Source organism: Pseudomonas sp. P867 (assembly GCF_019891455.1).
GTDB classification, from domain to species: domain Bacteria; phylum Pseudomonadota; class Gammaproteobacteria; order Pseudomonadales; family Pseudomonadaceae; genus Aquipseudomonas; species Aquipseudomonas synxantha_A.
This window is the reverse complement of the sequence record NZ_JAFLXB010000006.1, coordinates 287,774-306,159: the sequence shown is the minus strand read 5'-3', so window position 1 is coordinate 306,159 and position 18,386 is coordinate 287,774. Positions and strand designations below refer to the sequence as shown.

General features: G+C 58.0%; 15 protein-coding genes. 2 read left to right on the top strand and 13 right to left on the bottom strand.

Annotation, left to right across the window (positions count from 1 at the left end; all coding sequences use genetic code 11):
- Positions 1 to 58 precede the first annotated feature (58 nt).
- The 4 genes from glmM to rlmE form a co-directional block, all read right to left on the bottom strand.
- Positions 59 to 1,396 carry a phosphoglucosamine mutase gene (gene glmM / locus J1G33_RS14045; RefSeq protein ID WP_005791485.1) on the bottom strand — a complete coding sequence of 446 codons (1,338 nt, stop codon included), beginning with the start codon at positions 1,394 to 1,396 and terminating at the stop codon, positions 59 to 61.
- 16 nt (positions 1,397 to 1,412) lie between these two features.
- Positions 1,413 to 2,264 (bottom strand): dihydropteroate synthase, encoded by an 852-nt coding sequence (gene folP / locus J1G33_RS14040; protein WP_032879443.1) that lies wholly within the window; start codon positions 2,262 to 2,264, stop codon positions 1,413 to 1,415.
- A gap of 8 nt (positions 2,265 to 2,272) precedes the next feature.
- Complete coding sequence (ftsH, locus tag J1G33_RS14035) at positions 2,273 to 4,183, bottom strand: ATP-dependent zinc metalloprotease FtsH (protein ID WP_032803717.1); 1,911 nt, start codon at positions 4,181 to 4,183, stop codon at positions 2,273 to 2,275.
- Between the two features lie 200 nt (positions 4,184 to 4,383).
- Positions 4,384 to 5,034 carry a 23S rRNA (uridine(2552)-2'-O)-methyltransferase RlmE gene (rlmE, locus tag J1G33_RS14030; protein WP_003194199.1) on the bottom strand — a complete coding sequence of 217 codons (651 nt, stop codon included), beginning with the start codon at positions 5,032 to 5,034 and terminating at the stop codon, positions 4,384 to 4,386.
- Between the two features lie 106 nt (positions 5,035 to 5,140).
- On the opposite strand from rlmE, the gene J1G33_RS14025 reads away from it, so the two are divergent.
- The gene (locus J1G33_RS14025; protein WP_003176146.1) at positions 5,141 to 5,449 is read left to right on the top strand and encodes a YhbY family RNA-binding protein; all 309 of its coding nucleotides are present in this window, start codon (positions 5,141 to 5,143) and stop codon (positions 5,447 to 5,449) included.
- Between the two features lie 9 nt (positions 5,450 to 5,458).
- On the opposite strand, the gene J1G33_RS14020 is transcribed toward J1G33_RS14025, so the two are convergent.
- From J1G33_RS14020 to grpE, 8 genes are all read right to left on the bottom strand, one after another.
- On the bottom strand, positions 5,459 to 5,863 hold the full coding sequence (locus J1G33_RS14020; protein ID WP_032879441.1) for a hypothetical protein: 405 nt from the start codon (positions 5,861 to 5,863) through the stop codon (positions 5,459 to 5,461).
- 28 nt (positions 5,864 to 5,891) lie between these two features.
- Entirely contained in the window at positions 5,892 to 6,368 is a 477-nt protein-coding gene (gene greA / locus J1G33_RS14015) for a transcription elongation factor GreA (RefSeq protein WP_005791494.1), read from the bottom strand.
- Positions 6,365 to 9,586, bottom strand: coding sequence for a carbamoyl-phosphate synthase large subunit (gene carB, locus J1G33_RS14010; protein ID WP_005791497.1), 3,222 nt, complete (start codon positions 9,584 to 9,586; stop codon positions 6,365 to 6,367). The genes greA and carB overlap by 4 nt, the downstream gene beginning before the upstream one ends.
- Positions 9,587 to 9,691: 105 nt before the next feature.
- On the bottom strand, positions 9,692 to 10,828 hold the full coding sequence (gene carA, locus J1G33_RS14005; RefSeq protein WP_005791498.1) for a glutamine-hydrolyzing carbamoyl-phosphate synthase small subunit: 1,137 nt from the start codon (positions 10,826 to 10,828) through the stop codon (positions 9,692 to 9,694).
- Between the two features lie 259 nt (positions 10,829 to 11,087).
- Positions 11,088 to 11,894, bottom strand: coding sequence for a 4-hydroxy-tetrahydrodipicolinate reductase (gene dapB, locus J1G33_RS14000; protein WP_005791500.1), 807 nt, complete (start codon positions 11,892 to 11,894; stop codon positions 11,088 to 11,090).
- A 10-nt stretch (positions 11,895 to 11,904) separates the two neighbouring features.
- Positions 11,905 to 13,029 carry a molecular chaperone DnaJ gene (gene dnaJ, locus J1G33_RS13995; protein WP_005791501.1) on the bottom strand — a complete coding sequence of 375 codons (1,125 nt, stop codon included), beginning with the start codon at positions 13,027 to 13,029 and terminating at the stop codon, positions 11,905 to 11,907.
- A 317-nt stretch (positions 13,030 to 13,346) separates the two neighbouring features.
- Positions 13,347 to 15,269: a molecular chaperone DnaK gene (gene dnaK, locus J1G33_RS13990; protein WP_005791503.1), complete on the bottom strand. Its 1,923-nt coding sequence runs from the start codon at positions 15,267 to 15,269 to the stop codon at positions 13,347 to 13,349.
- 102 nt (positions 15,270 to 15,371) lie between these two features.
- The gene (gene grpE, locus J1G33_RS13985; RefSeq protein WP_005791505.1) at positions 15,372 to 15,932 is read right to left on the bottom strand and encodes a nucleotide exchange factor GrpE; all 561 of its coding nucleotides are present in this window, start codon (positions 15,930 to 15,932) and stop codon (positions 15,372 to 15,374) included.
- Between the two features lie 254 nt (positions 15,933 to 16,186).
- Here grpE and recN point away from each other — a divergent pair, with 254 nt between their 5' ends.
- Entirely contained in the window at positions 16,187 to 17,860 is a 1,674-nt protein-coding gene (gene recN / locus J1G33_RS13980) for a DNA repair protein RecN (RefSeq protein WP_032879439.1), read from the top strand.
- A gap of 86 nt (positions 17,861 to 17,946) precedes the next feature.
- Here the strand turns inward: recN and fur are convergent, their stop codons facing one another.
- Entirely contained in the window at positions 17,947 to 18,351 is a 405-nt protein-coding gene (gene fur, locus J1G33_RS13975) for a ferric iron uptake transcriptional regulator (RefSeq protein ID WP_003194220.1), read from the bottom strand.
- Positions 18,352 to 18,386 lie beyond the last annotated feature (35 nt).

The following is an 18,386-nucleotide window of genomic DNA, read 5'->3' as shown; positions in this document are numbered from 1 at the left end:
CCGTCGGTCAAAGTGGGCGCAGATGTTACCCAACCACACCATCACTGGCAAGCCGAATTCAGGCGCAAACTTCAGTTACCAGTTTTGCCAGGTCTTCGGCATGGCCGCGAACCTGAGTTTCGTCCTCGCCTTCGACCATGACACGCACCAGAGGCTCAGTGCCCGACTTGCGCAACAACACACGCCCACGCCCAGCCATTGCCTGGGTAACACGCTCACAAGCCTCTTTGACGGCAGGGTGCTCGATCGGATTTTCACCACCGGCAAAACGCACATTGAGCAGCACCTGCGGACACTTGCGCAGGGCCTGACGCGCCTGCGCCAGGCTCTCGTCACGACGACGCAAGGCCAGAAGCACCTGCAGCGCAGCGATGATGGCGTCGCCCGTAGTCGTATGCTGGAAGCATACGACGTGTCCCGAGTTCTCGCCGCCTACCAGCCAGTTACGCTCCAGAAGCTCGGCGATCACATAACGGTCGCCGACATTGGCGCGGATAAACGGAATACCCAACTCCGCCAATGCCAACTCAAGCCCCAGGTTGCTCATGAGGGTACCCACGACGCCGCCCTGCAGCTTGTTACGCTCATGCAGATCACGGGCAATGATGAACAGCAAATCATCACCATCCACAATCATGCCGGTGTGATCCACCATCAGCACACGATCGCCGTCGCCATCGAACGCGATACCCAGGTCCGCATGTTCGGCCAGAACCGCCGCCTGCAGTTGCTCCATATGCGTGGAGCCGCAGTTGTCGTTGATGTTCAAGCCGTTAGGCTGAGCCGATAGTACAGTGACCTGCGCTCCCAGCTCCTTGAAAACACTTGGCGCTACCTTGTAGGTCGCACCATGGGCACAATCGACAACGATCTTCAGCCCGGCAAAATTGGTACTGCTCGGCACGCTGCTTTTGCAGAATTCGATATAACGGCCGGACGCATCATTGATACGCGACACCTTGCCCAGCTTGCTGGATTCGACCACCGTCATCGGCGCATCCAGCAGCTCTTCGATCATCAACTCGATCTCGTCAGGCAACTTGGTGCCCTGCCCCGAGAAGAACTTGATGCCATTGTCGTCATGCGGGTTGTGCGACGCACTGATCACAATACCGGCTTCAGCGTGAAAGGTACGCGTCAGGTAAGCGATCGCTGGCGTCGGCATGGGCCCCAACAGCATTACGTCGGCGCCGGCAGCAGATAAGCCTGCCTCAAGCGCGGATTCAAACATATAACCCGAAATACGGGTGTCCTTGCCAACCAGGATCCGGCACGCCCCCATGCTGCGGAACGCCATGCCTGCCGCCCAACCCAACTTGAGCATGAAATCAGGGGTAATCGGAAACTCGCCGACCCGACCACGGATGCCGTCGGTGCCAAAGTATTTTTTAGTCATAAGTGCTCCATCATTCTTATTCGGCTGATTCTACAGCGGCAATCATGCGCACCACATCCACCGTCTCGGCGACATCATGCACACGCAAAATACGAGCGCCCTTGGTCACGGCAAGCGCTGCAAGGGCGAGGCCGCCGTACAAGCGCTCACCCACCGGGCGATTCAAGGCCAGCCCTATCATGCTCTTGCGCGACACACCGACCAGCAGCGGCCGACCAAGGGCATGCAGCGCCTCCATATGCTTGAACAGGCTTAAATTATGTTGCAGGGTCTTGGCGAAGCCAAACCCCGGGTCAAGGATGATCTTTTCGCACGCGATGCCCACCTCGACACACTGAGCGATCCTGTCTGCCAGGAACCCAGTGACCTCACCGACCAGGTTGTCGTAGTGAGGACTGTCCTGCATGTTACCGGGCTCACCCAGCATGTGCATCAGGCACACCGGCAGGCCGGTCGCTGCAGCTGCATCGAGAGCACCGTCACGCCGCAACGAACGCACATCATTGATGAGCCCCGCCCCCAGACGCGCGGTTTCACGCATTACCGCGGGAGTTGAAGTGTCCACAGAAATGATCACATCCAGCTCACGGGCGATACGCTCGACAATTGGCGCTACCCGCTCAAGCTCTTCCAACGGGGATACCACACGAGCCCCAGGCCGAGTGGACTCGCCGCCCACATCAATCAAGGTCGCGCCGGCAGCCACCATCGCCTCGGCATGACGCAACGCGGCATCCAGCTGGCTGAAACGGCCACCATCGGAAAAGGAATCAGGAGTTACATTGAGAATACCCATGACATGCGTATGGGCCAAATCAAGAACCCGGTTGCCGCAAGGCAACCGGGTAGAGGACAAAGCAGAAGTCATTTCAAACCTTAGTGGTCAGCTGCCGGGCCGCCGATCGGGGTCTCAGGGCGTTCGTTCTGAACGACGGGTGGGGTACCCGAAGTACCTGAACCACCTTCCCAATCGCGAGGCTCACGCGGTGTACGACCAGCCATGATGTCATCGATCTGATCGGCATCAATGGTCTCGTACTTCATCAGCGCATCAGCCATGGCATCAAGCTTGTCGCGGTTATCGGTGAGGATCTGCTTGGCCGTGCCATAACACTGGTCAATGATGCTGCGAACTTCGGAGTCGATCAGCTTGGCAGTCTCACCGGAGAAGCTGGCACTTTGACCGCCACCACCACGACCGAGGAACACCTCACCCTCTTCCTCTGCATACATCAAAGGACCGAGTTTTTCCGACAAGCCCCACTTGGTCACCATATTTCGTGCAATCTGGCTGGCACGCATGATGTCATTGGAAGCACCTGTGGTGACGCCATCGAAGCCCAGGGTCATCTCCTCGGCAATCCGCCCGCCATACAGCGAACAGATCTGGCTGATCAATGCACGCTTGGAGAGGCTGTAGCGATCCTCTTCCGGCAGGAACATCGTCACACCCAGCGCACGGCCACGAGGAATGATCGACACCTTGTAGACCGGGTCATGCTCAGGCACAACGCGACCAACAATGGCGTGACCGGCTTCGTGATAAGCCGTGTTCTGCTTCTCTTTCTCGGACATGACCATGGATTTGCGTTCAGCGCCCATCATGATCTTGTCTTTTGCCAATTCGAACTCTTTCATTTCAACAATGCGCTTGCCGGTACGGGCAGCAAACAACGAAGCCTCGTTGACCAGGTTGGCCAGGTCGGCACCGGAGAAGCCAGGCGTACCACGGGCAATCACAGCCGGAGCCACGTCGTCACCCATTGGCACCTTGCGCATGTGTACTTTCAAAATCTGTTCACGACCGCGGATATCCGGCAGGCCAACCACGACCTGACGGTCGAAACGGCCCGGGCGCAGCAACGCCGGGTCCAGTACGTCCGGACGGTTGGTCGCGGCGATGACGATAATGCCGTCATTCATCTCGAAACCATCCATCTCTACCAGCAACTGGTTGAGGGTCTGCTCACGTTCATCATGACCACCACCCATGCCAGCGCCACGATGGCGACCAACGGCATCGATCTCATCGATGAAGATGATGCACGGCGCATGCTTCTTGGCCTGTTCGAACATATCGCGAACACGGCTGGCGCCCACACCGACGAACATCTCGACGAAGTCAGAACCGGAAATAGTGAAGAAAGGCACCTTGGCTTCGCCGGCAATCGCCTTGGCCAGCAAGGTTTTACCGGTACCTGGTGGACCTACCATCAACACGCCGCGAGGAATACGACCACCCAGGCGCTGGAACTTGCCCGGATCACGCAGGAACTCGACCAACTCACCCACTTCTTCCTTGGCTTCGTCGCAACCTGCAACGTCAGCCAAGGTAGTCTTGACCTGGTCCTCGGAGAGCAGACGTGCCTTGCTCTTGCCAAAGCTCATCGGCCCGCCCTTGCCTCCCGCACCACCTTGCATCTGGCGCATGAAGAACATGAACACGGCGATAATCACCAGGATCGGGAAGCTTGCCACCAGGAGCTGAGTCCAGATGCTTTGCTGTTCAGGCTGCTTGCCTTCGACAACCACGTGGTTATCCACCAGGTCACCGATCAGACCGTTGTCCTGGATTGCCGGACGAATGGTCTTGAAGCTGTCGCCGTCGTTGCGCTTACCGGTAATCACGTAGCCATCAACCGCTACGCGCTCGACCTTGCCATCCTTAACTTGCTGGATGAAGTCGGAATAGTTGAGGGTCTGCGGCTCGTTAGGGCTGGAGAAGTTGTTCATCACCGTCACCAGGACAGCCGCGATGATCAACCACAGGATCAGATTCTTTGCCATATCGTTCAATTAACTACCCTCTGAAGCAAGCTCCGCTACTGGCGCGCGCTTCGCATGATATTCACCGGCCTAACTTACTACATTACCTACAACTCTGGCAGGCGCCGTCTGTAACCCTTTGTGAAACTTTGACTACACAATATTCGTAAAGCTTCGTGACGAAAGCGATATAAAAAAACCTATCGCCCTCCTCGAATTTCTCAAAAACGCTCTTCGCTCGCTGCGCCTTCCACACCGCGGTAGCCACGGCACAGCAGATACTGCTCCCTGGACCGGTCACGGGAAGAGTCCGGTTTACGGGTCTGCACCTTGTCGAACAACTTGCGAATGTTCTTGTGGTACTCGTCGAAACCTTCGCCCTGGAAGACCTTCACCAGGAAATCGCCACCCGGACGCAATACCCGACCTGCCAAATCCAGCGCCAGCTCACACAGGAACATGGCACGCGGCATATCAACAGCCGGTAATCCACTCATATTGGGGGCCATGTCGGAAATCACAAGGTCTACCTGCGAATTTCCCACAGCCTCCAGGATCTCGGCCAATACCTTGTCTTCGGTAAAGTCGCCGTGAACAAAGGTCACGTCCGGGATGCTGTCCATCTCGAGGATGTCGGAGGCGATCAATCGGCCTTGCCCACCAATCAGACGACTGGTCACCTGGGACCAGCCACCGGGGGCCGCGCCGAGATCGATAACGCTCATGCCCGGACGGATCAGTTTATCCTTGTCCTGGATCTCCAGCAGCTTGTAGCTGGCCCGGGAACGGTAGCCGTCCTTTTGCGCCTTTTTGACGTAAGGATCATTGAAATGTTCTTGTAGCCACTTAAGGCTGGTTTTGGAACGGGCCACGGGCCACCTCGAAAAATAAAACGGGTCGTGATTAACTGGGCGGTCCCGGACTCGCTCGGGTAAACTGGCCGCCGCTTTTTACAAGATCAGACGCAGGGGTCAGATTATGCCGCTCACTCAAGAGCAGAAGAAACAGTACAAATCCATTGGCCACCATCTGAAACCAGTTCTGATTGTGGCAGACAACGGGTTGACTGAAGGTGTTTTAGCCGAATTTGAACGCGCACTGAACGATCACGAACTGATCAAGATCAAGGTCAATATCCTTGATCGCGAAGCGCGTTTGGCCGCCGTTGCAGAACTGTGCAAGGTGGGCAAAGCGGACCTGGTTCAGGTCATCGGCAAGATGGCGCTGCTGTATCGCAAGAACTTCAGCGTCAACAAGCAACTGTCGAACGTTCATCGCTTCAAATGATGAAAAGGGTCACGGGCGTGCTTCGCGCGCCCTGCCACTCCACCCCGGCGCCGGCTGCATGACCAGCACCAAACCGGAAAACCCTAGCACAAGATAGCTGAATAACTGCCAGCGCAACGCTTGCGGCAGCCAAATATACACCACGCAAAACATCGCGCACGCATACAGCGCCATCAACAGCAGTTGCCCGCGAATGTCCCGCCACAAACTCTCAAAGCCCTCAGCCTTGACCAGCACTAACGCCTGGAGCAACACACACGCCGCCGCAAAACCCACCAGCAGCGCGCTCAGCAATTTGTCGATCTCATCGATCAGTAACGGTGCCAGACCAATAAGGCCCAGCACCGGTAATACACCCATATGCAACAGCCACAGGCCGCCCACCCAAAGCATCTGAGAGAGCTGCCAAAGCATGGCGCCCACACGTAGCGGACGCCGTCTTTCAGATGTGGCGGACTTCGACAATCTCGTACTCAATGACGCCGCTCGGCGTTTTCACGGCAACGACGTCACCCTCTTCCTTGGCAATCAAGGCGCGAGCGATCGGCGAGCCGACAGAGATCTTGCCTTGCTTGAAATCAGCCTCATCCTCACCCACGATCTGGTAAGTCACGCTTTCGTCAGTCTCGACGTTGGCGATTTCCACGGTCGTGCCGAAAATCACCTTGCCGGTATGCGGGATGGTCGTGACATCAATAATCACCGCATTCTGCATACGGCCCTCGATATCACGAATCCGCGCCTCGACCATACCCTGCTGCTCGCGAGCAGCGTGGTATTCGGCGTTTTCCTTCAAGTCACCCAGCTCGCGGGCCGTACCGATGTCCTGGCTCAGCTTCGGACGTACAACCTTGGTCAGATGGGCGTGCTCCTCTTCCAGGGCCTTGGCGCCCTGGACGGTCATTGGGTATTTGATCATGCCTTCAATCCTGCGTGTAGATCCTGCAAGCGACGCACGGTCTTTTCCGGACCGAACTTGAGCGCTTCGCAGATAGCTTCGCCAGCAGCAATGGTGGTGGTGCAGTAGATCTTGTGCTGCAAGGCATTACGACGAATGGAGTAGGAATCCGCGATCGACTGACGACCTTCGGTGGTGTTGATGATCAGCGTGACTTCGTCATTCTTGATCATGTCGACCACATGCGGACGGCCTTCCGTCACCTTGTTCACGCGACGTACTTTCAGGCCCGCAGCCTCGATCAGCTTGGCGGTCCCGGCAGTCGCGACAACTTCAAAGCCCAAGTTGATCAGATCACGGGCCACGCCCGCAACCAGTGGCTTGTCGTCATCACGCACGCTGATAAACGCAGTACCGCCGGTCGGCAACACTTCGCTGGCACCCATCTGGGCCTTGGCGAACGCTTCACCGAAAGTATCGCCCACGCCCATCACTTCACCGGTGGACTTCATCTCTGGGCCCAGGATCGGGTCCACACCAGGGAATTTGGCGAATGGGAACACCGCCTCTTTCACGCTGTAGAAGTTGGGAATGATTTCCTTGGTAAAGCCGATTTCCTTCAAGGTCTTACCGGCCATCACACGGGCAGCGATCATGGCCAGGGACACACCGATGCACTTGGATACAAACGGCACGGTACGCGAGGCACGCGGGTTGACTTCAATGACGTAAATGTCTTCGCCTTGCAGCGCCAACTGAACGTTCATCAGGCCGACCACACCCAGTTCCAGGGCCATTTTCTTGACCTGTTCGCGCATCTCGTCCTGGATGTGCGCCGGCAGCGAGTACGGCGGCAGCGAGCACGCGGAGTCACCGGAGTGAACGCCGGCCTGCTCGATGTGCTGCATGATCGCGCCGATCACTACGTCAGTACCGTCGCATACCGCATCCACGTCCATTTCGATGGCGCAGTTGAGGAAGTGGTCCAGCAGCACCGGGCTGTCGTTGGACACTTTCACCGCATCACGCAGGTAGCGCTTGAGTTCGTCTTCTTCGTAGACGATTTCCATCGCGCGACCGCCCAGTACGTAGGACGGGCGCACCACCAGCGGGTAGCCGATCTTGCTGGCTGCACGGATGGCTTCGTCTTCGCTGCGCACGGTAGCGTTTGGCGGCTGACGCAGGTTCAGGCGCTCAACCATCTGCTGGAAGCGCTCACGGTCTTCGGCACGGTCGATAGCGTCCGGGCTGGTACCGATGATCGGCACGCCGGCAGCTTCCAGGGCACGCGCCAGTTTCAGCGGGGTCTGGCCGCCGTATTGGACGATCACGCCCTTAGGCTTCTCGACGCGGCAGATTTCCAATACATCTTCCAGCGTTACCGGCTCGAAGTACAGACGGTCGGAAGTGTCGTAGTCGGTGGAAACGGTTTCCGGGTTGCAGTTGACCATGATGGTCTCGTACCCGTCTTCGCGCAGGGCGAGGGCGGCGTGTACGCAGCAATAGTCGAACTCGATACCCTGGCCGATACGGTTCGGACCGCCGCCCAGGATGATGATCTTGTCGCGATCCGACGGCGCGGCTTCGCACTCTTCCTCATAGGTGGAGTACATGTAGGCAGTGTCGGTGGCGAACTCTGCGGCACAGGTGTCAACGCGCTTGTAGACCGGAAAGATATCCAACTTGTGGCGATGAGTACGCAGGTTCTTCTCGGTCACACCCAGCAGCTTGGCCAGACGCTGGTCGGAGAAGCCTTTGCGCTTGAGGCGGAACATCAGGTCGCGGTCGATAGACGACAGGCCCAGAGTCTTGACCTTCTCTTCTTCCTTGATCAGATCTTCGATCTGCACCAGGAACCACGGATCGATCATGTTCATGCCGAAGATATCTTCGACGCTCAGGCCGGCACGGAAGGCGTCAGCCACGTACCAGATACGCTCGGCACCCGGCACGGTCAGCTCGCGCTTGAGGATGCTCATGCTTTCCGGATTGCTCAGGTCGAGCTTCTCGTCCAGGCCGCAAACACCGACTTCCAGGCCGCGCAGGGCTTTCTGCAGGGATTCCTGGAACGTGCGGCCGATCGCCATGACTTCGCCGACCGACTTCATCTGGGTGGTCAGGCGTGCATCAGCCTTGGCGAACTTCTCGAAGGCAAAGCGTGGCAGCTTGGTCACAACGTAGTCGATAGACGGCTCGAAAGACGCCGGCATAGCGCCGCCGGTGATTTCGTTTTGCAGTTCGTCCAAGGTGTAGCCGATAGCCAACTTGGCAGCGATACGCGCAATCGGGAAGCCGGTAGCTTTCGAGGCCAGCGCCGAAGAACGCGATACACGTGGGTTCATCTCGATCACGACCATGCGGCCGGTGTCCGGGCAGATACCGAACTGAACGTTGGAACCGCCGGTTTCAACGCCGATCTCGCGCAGTACCGCCAGGGAGGCGTTACGCAGGATCTGGTATTCCTTGTCGGTCAGGGTCTGCGCCGGAGCCACGGTGATCGAGTCACCAGTGTGCACGCCCATCGGATCGAAGTTTTCGATGGAGCAGACGATGATGCAGTTGTCCTTTTTATCGCGGACCACCTCCATCTCGTATTCTTTCCAACCGATCAGCGATTCGTCGATCAGCAGCTCTTTGGTCGGCGACAGGTCCAGGCCACGCGCGCAGATTTCTTCGAACTCTTCACGGTTGTAGGCAATGCCGCCACCGGTGCCACCCATAGTGAAGGACGGACGGATAATGCACGGGAAGCCCAGGGTCTCAAGGACCGCATTGGCTTCTTCCATGCTGTGGGCGATACCGGAACGCGGGCACGCCAGGCCGATGGACTTCATGGCCTTGTCGAAACGCGAACGGTCTTCAGCCTTGTCGATGGTGTCGGCATTGGCGCCGATCATCTCTACGCCGAACTTTTCCAGGACGCCTTCGCGCTCCAGGTCCAGGGCGCAGTTCAATGCAGTCTGGCCGCCCATAGTTGGCAGCAGCGCGTCCGGACGCTCTTTCTCGATGATCTTGGCAACGGTCTGCCATTTGATCGGCTCGATGTACGTCGCGTCGGCCATGGCCGGGTCGGTCATGATGGTGGCCGGGTTGGAGTTCACCAGGATGACGCGGTAGCCCTCCTCACGCAGGGCCTTACAGGCCTGGGCGCCGGAGTAGTCGAATTCGCAGGCCTGGCCGATCACGATCGGGCCAGCGCCGAGAATCAGGATGCTTTTTATGTCTGTACGTTTTGGCATGGGTTTGTCACTCAAATCCGCAGGTCAGTCGGCAAGCCGTCTAGAACAATCCTTGAAGAGCCTGCGGGGGCCACCGTGGTTCGGGGCCGCCCGCAGAGCACTCAGTCAGCGTCGCTTGGCCATCTCATTGATGAAACGGTCGAACAGCGGCGCTACGTCGTTCGGGCCCGGGCTGGCTTCAGGGTGGCCCTGGAAGCTGAACGCGCTCTTGTCGGTGCGCTCGATGCCCTGCAGGGAACCGTCAAACAGCGACTTGTGAATGGCGCGCACATTACTCGGCAAGCTGGCTTCATCCACCGCAAAACCGTGGTTCTGGCTGGTGATCATCACAACGCCGGTGTCCAGGTCTTGTACCGGGTGGTTGGCACCGTGGTGGCCGTGGCCCATTTTCAGGGTCTTGGCGCCGGAGGCCAAAGCCAGCAACTGGTGACCAAGGCAGATACCGAACACCGGAATGTCGGTTTCCAGCACGTCCTTGATGGCCTGGATAGCGTAGTCGCATGGCTCGGGGTCACCCGGGCCGTTGGACAGGAACACGCCGTCCGGCTGCATCGCGAGCACATCGCTGGCAGGTGTTTGCGCGGGCACCACGGTCACGCGGCAGCCACGCTCGACCAACATGCGCAGGATGTTGTACTTGACGCCGTAGTCATAGGCGACCACGTGGTAAGGCAGATCGGCAGCCTCGATAGTCGCGTGGCTGTCGGTCTTCAGATCCCACACAGTGGAACGCCACTCGTACTTCTCTTTGACGCTGACGACTTTCGCCAGGTCCATGCCTTTCAGGCCAGGGAAGCCTTGTGCTGCGGCAATCGCCGCCTCGTCGGAAATATTGTCACCGACCATGATGCAGCCATTCTGCGAGCCTTTTTCACGCAGGATGCGCGTGAGGCGGCGCGTATCGATACCGGCGATCGCCACAACATTGTTGGCTTTCAGGTAATCGGACAGCGACATCGTGTTACGCCAGTTGCTCGCAACCAGTGGCAGGTCACGAATCACCAGACCGGCCGACCAGACACGATCAGACTCGACATCTTCCGGTGTAGTGCCGGTGTTGCCGATGTGCGGATAGGTCAGGGTAACGATCTGTTGGGCGTAGGAAGGATCGGTAAGGATTTCCTGATAGCCGGTCATGGCGGTGTTGAACACCACCTCTCCAACGGTTTGACCGTCGGCTCCAATGGCTTCGCCGCGAAAAATGCTGCCATCAGCAAGGGCGAGTATGGCTGGCTTAGTCAAGAAGACCTCCCGTAAATAAAGCCTGAAAGGGCGATCGCAGGTTGTAAAAAAGCGGAGTGACGTATGGACACGTCACCCCGCTTCTTCATCGAATTATTCTGCGCGCTTTTAGTGGACACACTAAAGCTGTAGCTTACAGAAAAAGGCTTTTTGGGTCCACCGCTAATGAGCCTTAAAGGCAGGAGAATGCGACAGGACGTCGCTTAGCGGGTAAAAACGGGGCCTCAGGATAATCCCGAGGCCCCATTTAAGCTACTGATTAGTGCAGATCCAACACGTCGCGCATGTCATACAGGCCCGGCTCGCGGCCTTCCAACCAGAGCGCAGCTCGCACTGCACCCTTGGCGAACGTCATGCGGCTTGAAGCCTTGTGCGTGATCTCCAGGCGCTCGCCTTCGGTGGCGAACAGCACCGTGTGATCGCCAACCACATCACCACCGCGCACGGTTGCAAAGCCGATGGTGTCGCGCGCGCGCTCACCGGTATGGCCTTCACGCCCGTATACCGCCACTTTCGATAGATCGCGGCCCAGCGCATCAGCGATAGCTTCACCCATGCGCAACGCAGTGCCCGACGGCGCATCGATCTTGTGGCGGTGATGAGTCTCGATAATCTCGATATCGGCTTCGTCACCCAGCACACGCGCTGCCAGATCCAACAATTTCAGCGACAGGTTCACGCCAACGCTGAAGTTCGCAGCAAAGACGATCGGAATATCCTTGCCCGCCTCCACCAGCAACTGCTTCTGCTCAGCACTCAAACCAGTCGTACCGATCACCATGGCCTTGCCTGCCTTGCGGCAGAAGGCCAGGTTTTTCAGCATCACGTCAGGCAAGGTGAAATCGATGAGCACGTCAAACTCGTCAGCCACCTGCTCAAGGCTGCCCGTCAACGAGACACCGATGCGGCCCAACGACGCCAACTCACCGGCATCCGCACCGATCAACGTGCTGCCCGGGCGAACAATCGCCGCTGTCAGCCCGGAGGCCGGCGAGCGTTGCTGCACCGCCTCGACCAGCGTCTTGCCCATGCGCCCGGCAGCGCCCATTACGGCTATACGTCGCATATTCACGTCCTTACAGGTCGCCGAAGAAGCGTTTCACGCCATCGAAGAAGCCAGTGGTTTTCGGCGAATGGGAGTCATCGCCTTCCAGCGAGCTGCGGAACTCTTCGAGCAGTTCGCGCTGACGACGGCCCAGGTTGACCGGGGTTTCCACCGCCACACGACACATCAGGTCACCCGCACCGCCACCGCGCACCGGCGCAACGCCTTTGCCACGGATGCGGAACTGCTTGCCAGTCTGTGTCCCCTCGGGAATCTTGAGTTTGACTCGACCATCAAGGGTCGGAATCTCCAACTCACCGCCCAGGGCCGCATCGACAAAGCTGATCGGCACTTCGCAGAACAGGTGTTTGCCATCGCGCTGGAAGATCGAGTGCTCACGCACATTGATCACCACGTACAGGTCGCCAGTCGGACCGCCCTGGGTCCCCGCCTCGCCTTCGCCCGACAAGCGGATACGATCACCGGTATCCACACCCGCCGGCACTTTCACCGAGAGGGTCTTGTACTCTTCAACACGACCTTCGCCGTGGCAGGAATCGCACGGGTCGGAAATGATCTTGCCCTGGCCATGGCAACGCGGGCAGGTTTGCTGCACCGAGAAGAAGCCCTGCTGCATGCGCACCTGACCAATGCCACCACAGGTCGGGCACGTGATCGGCGAGGAGCCTTTCTTGGCACCTGAACCATCGCACGGCTTGCAGTTGACCAGCGTCGGCACGCGAATATTGACGCTGGTGCCGCGCACGGCTTCTTCCAGATTCAACTCCAGCGTGTAGCGCAAGTCACTGCCACGCTGCGCGCCGCCACGTTGACCGCCACGGCCACCGCCGAAGAAATCGCTGAACACGTCGCCGAAAATATCGGAGAAGTTCTGACCGCCGAAACCGGCGCCGCCGCCACCCATGCTCGGGTCGACGCCGGCATGACCGTACTGGTCGTAGGCAGCACGCTTATTGGGATCACACAGGCATTCGTAGGCCTCATTGGCCTCTTTGAACATCTCTTCGGATTCTTTGTTATCCGGATTACGGTCGGGGTGGTGCTTCATCGCCAAGCGACGGTAGGCCTTCTTCAGGTCCGCCTCGCTGGCCCCGCGCTCCACACCCAATACTTCGTAATAGTCACGCTTTGCCATAAGTCTTTGCACTCTTAAGGACGTTCGGCCTGGCCCTCCTGAACCCTGCCAAACTCGTTGAGCCCCAATACAGGCCCGGACCCAACTCACGTCAATTCAACGATCCTGGTCATTACTGCTTTCAGCCAGGCCCCCGGCCAAAAACGCGGTGAATGCCATTCGGAAAGCAGGAGCATTCCCGATCACACCGCCAGCATCCGAGCGTTGTCGCATGCTGTAAAAATTCGCATACCCCAGACACGCCAACGCGGGAGCAAGCTCCCGCGCGGCGACATCCTACCAGTCACCGCTTGTGAGCGGTCAACCGGGCGACCAAGTTACTTCTTCTGGTCTTCTTTGACTTCTTCGAACTCGGCATCGACAACATCGTCGTGCTTGGCTTCTGGCTCTGCCTGCTGCGCAGCACCGTCAGCCGGCTGGCCTTGTTCGGCGTACATTTTCTGAGCGACCGGTGCGGAGACTTTCGACAGCTCCTCGATCTTGGCTTCGATGGCAGCCTTGTCGTCACCTTTGATGGCGGCTTCCAGGGCAACCAAGGCCGCTTCGATTGCGGTTTTCTCTTCTTCGGTCACTTTGTCGCCAGCATCAGCGATCATCTTGCGAGTCGAGTGAACCAGCGCATCACCCTGGTTACGGGCGCCAGCCAGTTCAGCAAACTTGGCATCCGCATCAGCGTTGGCTTCTGCATCACGAATCATCTGTTGAATTTCTTCATCAGACAGACCGGAGTTGGCCTTGATGGTGATCTTCTGCTCTTTGCCGGTTGCCTTGTCTTTCGCGCCGACGTGCAGGATGCCGTTGGCGTCGATGTCGAAGGTCACTTCGATTTGTGGCACGCCACGTGGTGCTGGTGGAATCTCAGCCAGGTCGAACTTGCCCAGGGACTTGTTCTGCGCGGCTTGCTTGCGCTCACCTTGCAGCACGTGAATGGTCACGGCGCCCTGGTTGTCATCGGCAGTCGAGAACACCTGGGATTTCTTGGTAGGAATCGTGGTGTTTTTCTCGATCAGCGCAGTCATCACGCCACCCATGGTTTCGATACCCAGGGTCAGCGGGCTCACGTCCAGCAGCAATACGTCTTTTACGTCACCGGCCAATACCGCACCCTGGATGGCAGCACCCATGGCAACAGCTTCGTCCGGGTTCACGTCTTTACGTGCTTCTTTGCCGAAGAACTCGGTTACCAGCTTCTGCACCAGCGGCATACGGGTCTGACCGCCGACCAGGATCACGTCGTTGATCGAGCCAACGTCGATACCGGAGTCTTTCAGTGCGATACGGCAAGGCTCGATGGTGCGCTGAACCAGGTCTTCAACCAGAGCTTCGAGCTTGGAGCGCGAGATTTTCACGTTCAAGTGCTTAGGACCGGTAGCGTCTGCAGTGATGTACGGCAGGTTGACGTCGGTCGACTGAGCGGAAGACAGCTCGATCTTGGCTTTTTCAGCGGCTTCTTTCAGGCGCTGCATGGCCAGCGGGTCACCCTTGAGGTTCATGCCGCTTTCTTTCTTGAATTCGTCTACCAGGTAGTCGATCAGACGGATGTCAAAGTCTTCACCACCCAGGAAGGTGTCGCCGTTGGTGGCCAACACTTCGAACTGGTGCTCGCCGTCAACTTCTGCGATCTCGATCACGGACACGTCAAAAGTACCGCCACCCAGGTCGTAGACGATCACAGTGTGGTCGCCCTTGGCCTTGTCCATGCCGTAAGCCAGAGCGGCTGCGGTTGGCTCGTTGATGATACGTTTTACGTCCAGACCCGCGATGCGGCCGGCGTCTTTGGTTGCCTGGCGCTGGCTGTCGTTGAAGTAGGCCGGAACGGTGATCACCGCTTCAGTCACTGCTTCACCGAGGTAGTCTTCGGCGGTTTTCTTCATCTTTTTCAAGATTTCAGCCGAAATTTGCGGCGGCGACATTTTCTGGCCGTTTACTTCAACCCAGGCGTCACCGTTGTCGGCCTTGGCGATTTTGTAAGGGACCATCTTGATGTCTTTCTGTACGACTTCTTCGTCGAACTTACGACCGATCAAACGCTTTACCGCATACAGGGTGTTATGCGGGTTGGTCACAGCCTGACGCTTGGCCGACTGACCGACGAGGATTTCACCGTCGTTGGCGTAAGCGATGATCGACGGAGTGGTACGTGCGCCTTCGGCGTTTTCGATAACTTTTGCAACGCCGTTTTCCAGCACGGAGACGCAGGAGTTGGTGGTCCCCAGGTCAATACCGATAATTTTGCCCATGATTTACTCTCCCGAACTTTGAATTTGGTTGCCGCAGCAGTTGTGGCTAACTGCGGTAGCACTTAAACGCTTGACTTATAGATGGGGGCCTTGCGGCGGATTTCAAGCCTGCTCATCAATAGAAGGCGCAGCGGGTGCAGGAGCCTTGCTCACCACCACCATTGCCGGGCGCATCAAGCGACCATTGAGCTGGTAACCCTTCTGGAACACCTTCATCACGCTGTTAGGCTCCAGATCGTGGCTTTCCTGCATGGCCATGGCCTGGTGATGCTCAGCATTGAACGGCTCGCCGCCTTGCGGATCGATCGCTTCCAGCTGATAACGCTTCAGGGTGTCCTGGAACATTTTCAGCGTCAGCTCGATACCTTCACGCATTGGGCGGATGTTTTCGTCGGCCGGGTCAGACAACTCAAGACCACGTTCAAGACTGTCGATGATCGGCAGCAGATCGCCAGCGAATTTTTCCAGCGCGAATTTGTGAGCCTTTTCTACGTCCTGCTCGGCACGGCGGCGGACGTTCTGCAGATCGGCGGCAACACGCAACGATTGATCCTGCGCAGCGGACAATTGCTCTTCGAGCACTTGCACGCGGGTGGCCAGCTCATCACCGGCAGCCGCATTGGCGTCTGGAGTTTGCGTATCCTGCGTCTGTTCGTCAGCCATAGATTTCTCCTTTCAAAATCATGCGCGATCTCGACTCGCGCTTCTGTTCCTGTATATGGGGCCACAATTTCCAGGTTCAAGGGCGCGGGCGTTACCAAAAGTCTTTCGCATGACTCGGATCATTTCCTGCCCCTACATTCCTCATCGCGCTAAAAAAAGCTATTGATCAAGCAAATCGAGCTAAGCGCCAGGATTGTCAGCCACAAACAAAACACTGTATAAATAACCATACCTCAAGCCTGGGAGCGGCCGTCATGCTCGTGCACCTGTCTGTACATAACTACGCAATCGTTGAACATCTGGATCTCGAACTGGATCGCGGGATGAGCGTAATCACAGGCGAAACCGGCGCCGGCAAGTCGATCATGCTCGACGCCCTCGGCCTGACCCTCGGCGACCGCGCCGACAGTGGCGTGGTACGCCCAGGCTCCGACAAAGCCGATATCCTGGCCACCTTTGACCTGGCCGACATTCCCGAGGCCGAAGCATGGCTGGTCGAGCGCGACCTGAACAATGAAGGCCCGTGCATTCTGCGCCGGGTGATCACTGCCGAAGGTCGCTCCCGCGGCTATATCAACGGCACGCCGTGCCCACTTGGCGACTTGAAAGCCCTGGGTGAGCTGCTGATCGATATCCACAGCCAGCATGAACACCAGTCCCTGCTCAAAACCGATACTCACCGCCGACTGCTCGACGAATACGCCGGCGCCACCGACCTTGCCCGCCAGGTTCAACTGGCCGCCCAACGCTGGCGCCAGACACGCCAGGAACTGGAGCGCCTCTCCAACTCCGGCGATGAACAACGCGCCCGCCACCAACTGCTCAGCTATCAACTCGAAGAGCTTGAAAGCCTGGGCCTGGGCGAGACCGAACTGGAGCAGCTTGAGCAGGAACACAAGAACCTGACCAATGCAGAGACCTTGCTGGGTATCTGCCGCCAGGTCGTCGAGCAATGCAGCGAGAGCGACTCGGGCAATGTGCTCAACGCACTGACAGCCAGCCTCAATCGCCTGTCCAGCGTGAACAATGCTTCCGGCTCGTTGAATGAGGCCACTACCCTGCTCACCAGCGCACAGATCCAGGTTGAAGAAGCCGTCGGTGAACTCAACCGCTTCCTGGACCACTTCGATGCCGATCCGGCACGCCTGCAGGAAATAGAAGAGCGCCTGGACACCATCTATACCCTGGCGCGCAAGCATCGAATCCAGCCCACTGAACTGGCTGCCATGCAACAGAAGCTGCTGGATGAAATCGACACACTGAACGCCAACGACGAGTCCATCGAGCGACTGGGCGAGGAACTCGCTTCGTTTGCCCGCCATTATCAGGAAAAGGCCCAGGAGCTGAGCGACCTGCGCCAACAGGCCGCCACCAGCCTGGCCAGCGCCGTCGAGCAGGAAATCCAGCGCCTGGGTATGCCGGGCGGGCGCTTCACCATCGAACTGCGCGCCAACGCCAGCCACGAACTGCAGCCCCATGGGCTGGAGCAGGTAGAACTGCTGGTCAGCGCCAACCCGGGTCAGCCACTCAAGGCCCTGGCCAAAGTGGCCTCAGGCGGCGAGCTGTCGCGGATCAGCCTGGCGATCCAGGTGATCACCGCCCAGACCTCGCGGGTACCAACGCTGGTATTCGATGAAGTAGACGTTGGCATCGGCGGGCCAACCGCAGAGATTGTTGGCCAGTTGTTGCGTCGCCTGGGAGATCGCGGCCAGGTACTCACGGTGACTCACTTGCCGCAAGTGGCCGCTCAGGGCCATCAACATCTATTTGTGCACAAGGTGCGCGGCAGCGACGCGACGCACACGGCCGTCTCCAAGCTGAACAAGTCCGAACGGGTAGAAGAAGTTGCGCGGATGCTCGGCGGTATCGACCTGACCAAGGAGTCGCTGGCTCACGCGAAAAAAATGGTCGTGGCCGCGAAGGCTTGAACGGGTACTTTTCCTCTTTATAGAAAGCACGAAGGCGACCCTAGGGTCGCCTTCAATCGTTTCGCAGAGCAAAACTGCGTCGATTTTTACTTTTTCTTACGGATGTACAGCACCAGATTATGGTCAACCAAATCGAAACCGTGCTCCTCAGCAATCTTATGCTGCAGCGCTTCGATTTCAGGGCTGGTGAACTCGATAACCTCATTGGTATCCAGATCAACCATGTGGTCATGGTGACCACCGTCAGCCAGTTCGAATACTGCATGACCGCCGTCGAAATTATGGCGAACCACCAGCCCTGCGGCTTCAAACTGGGTCAGTACACGGTAAACCGTGGCCAGGCCGACGTCCTCGTTAGACTCCATCAGCGCCTTGTAAACATCCTCGGCACTCATGTGGCGTTGCTCAGCAGAATCGAGCATTTGTAGAATCTTGACTCGTGGCAGAGTCACTTTGAGACCGGCTTTGCGTAGTTCGCTATTTTCAACCATGGTTAGCTTTCTCGCGGATGCTGCTTCGCAGCTTC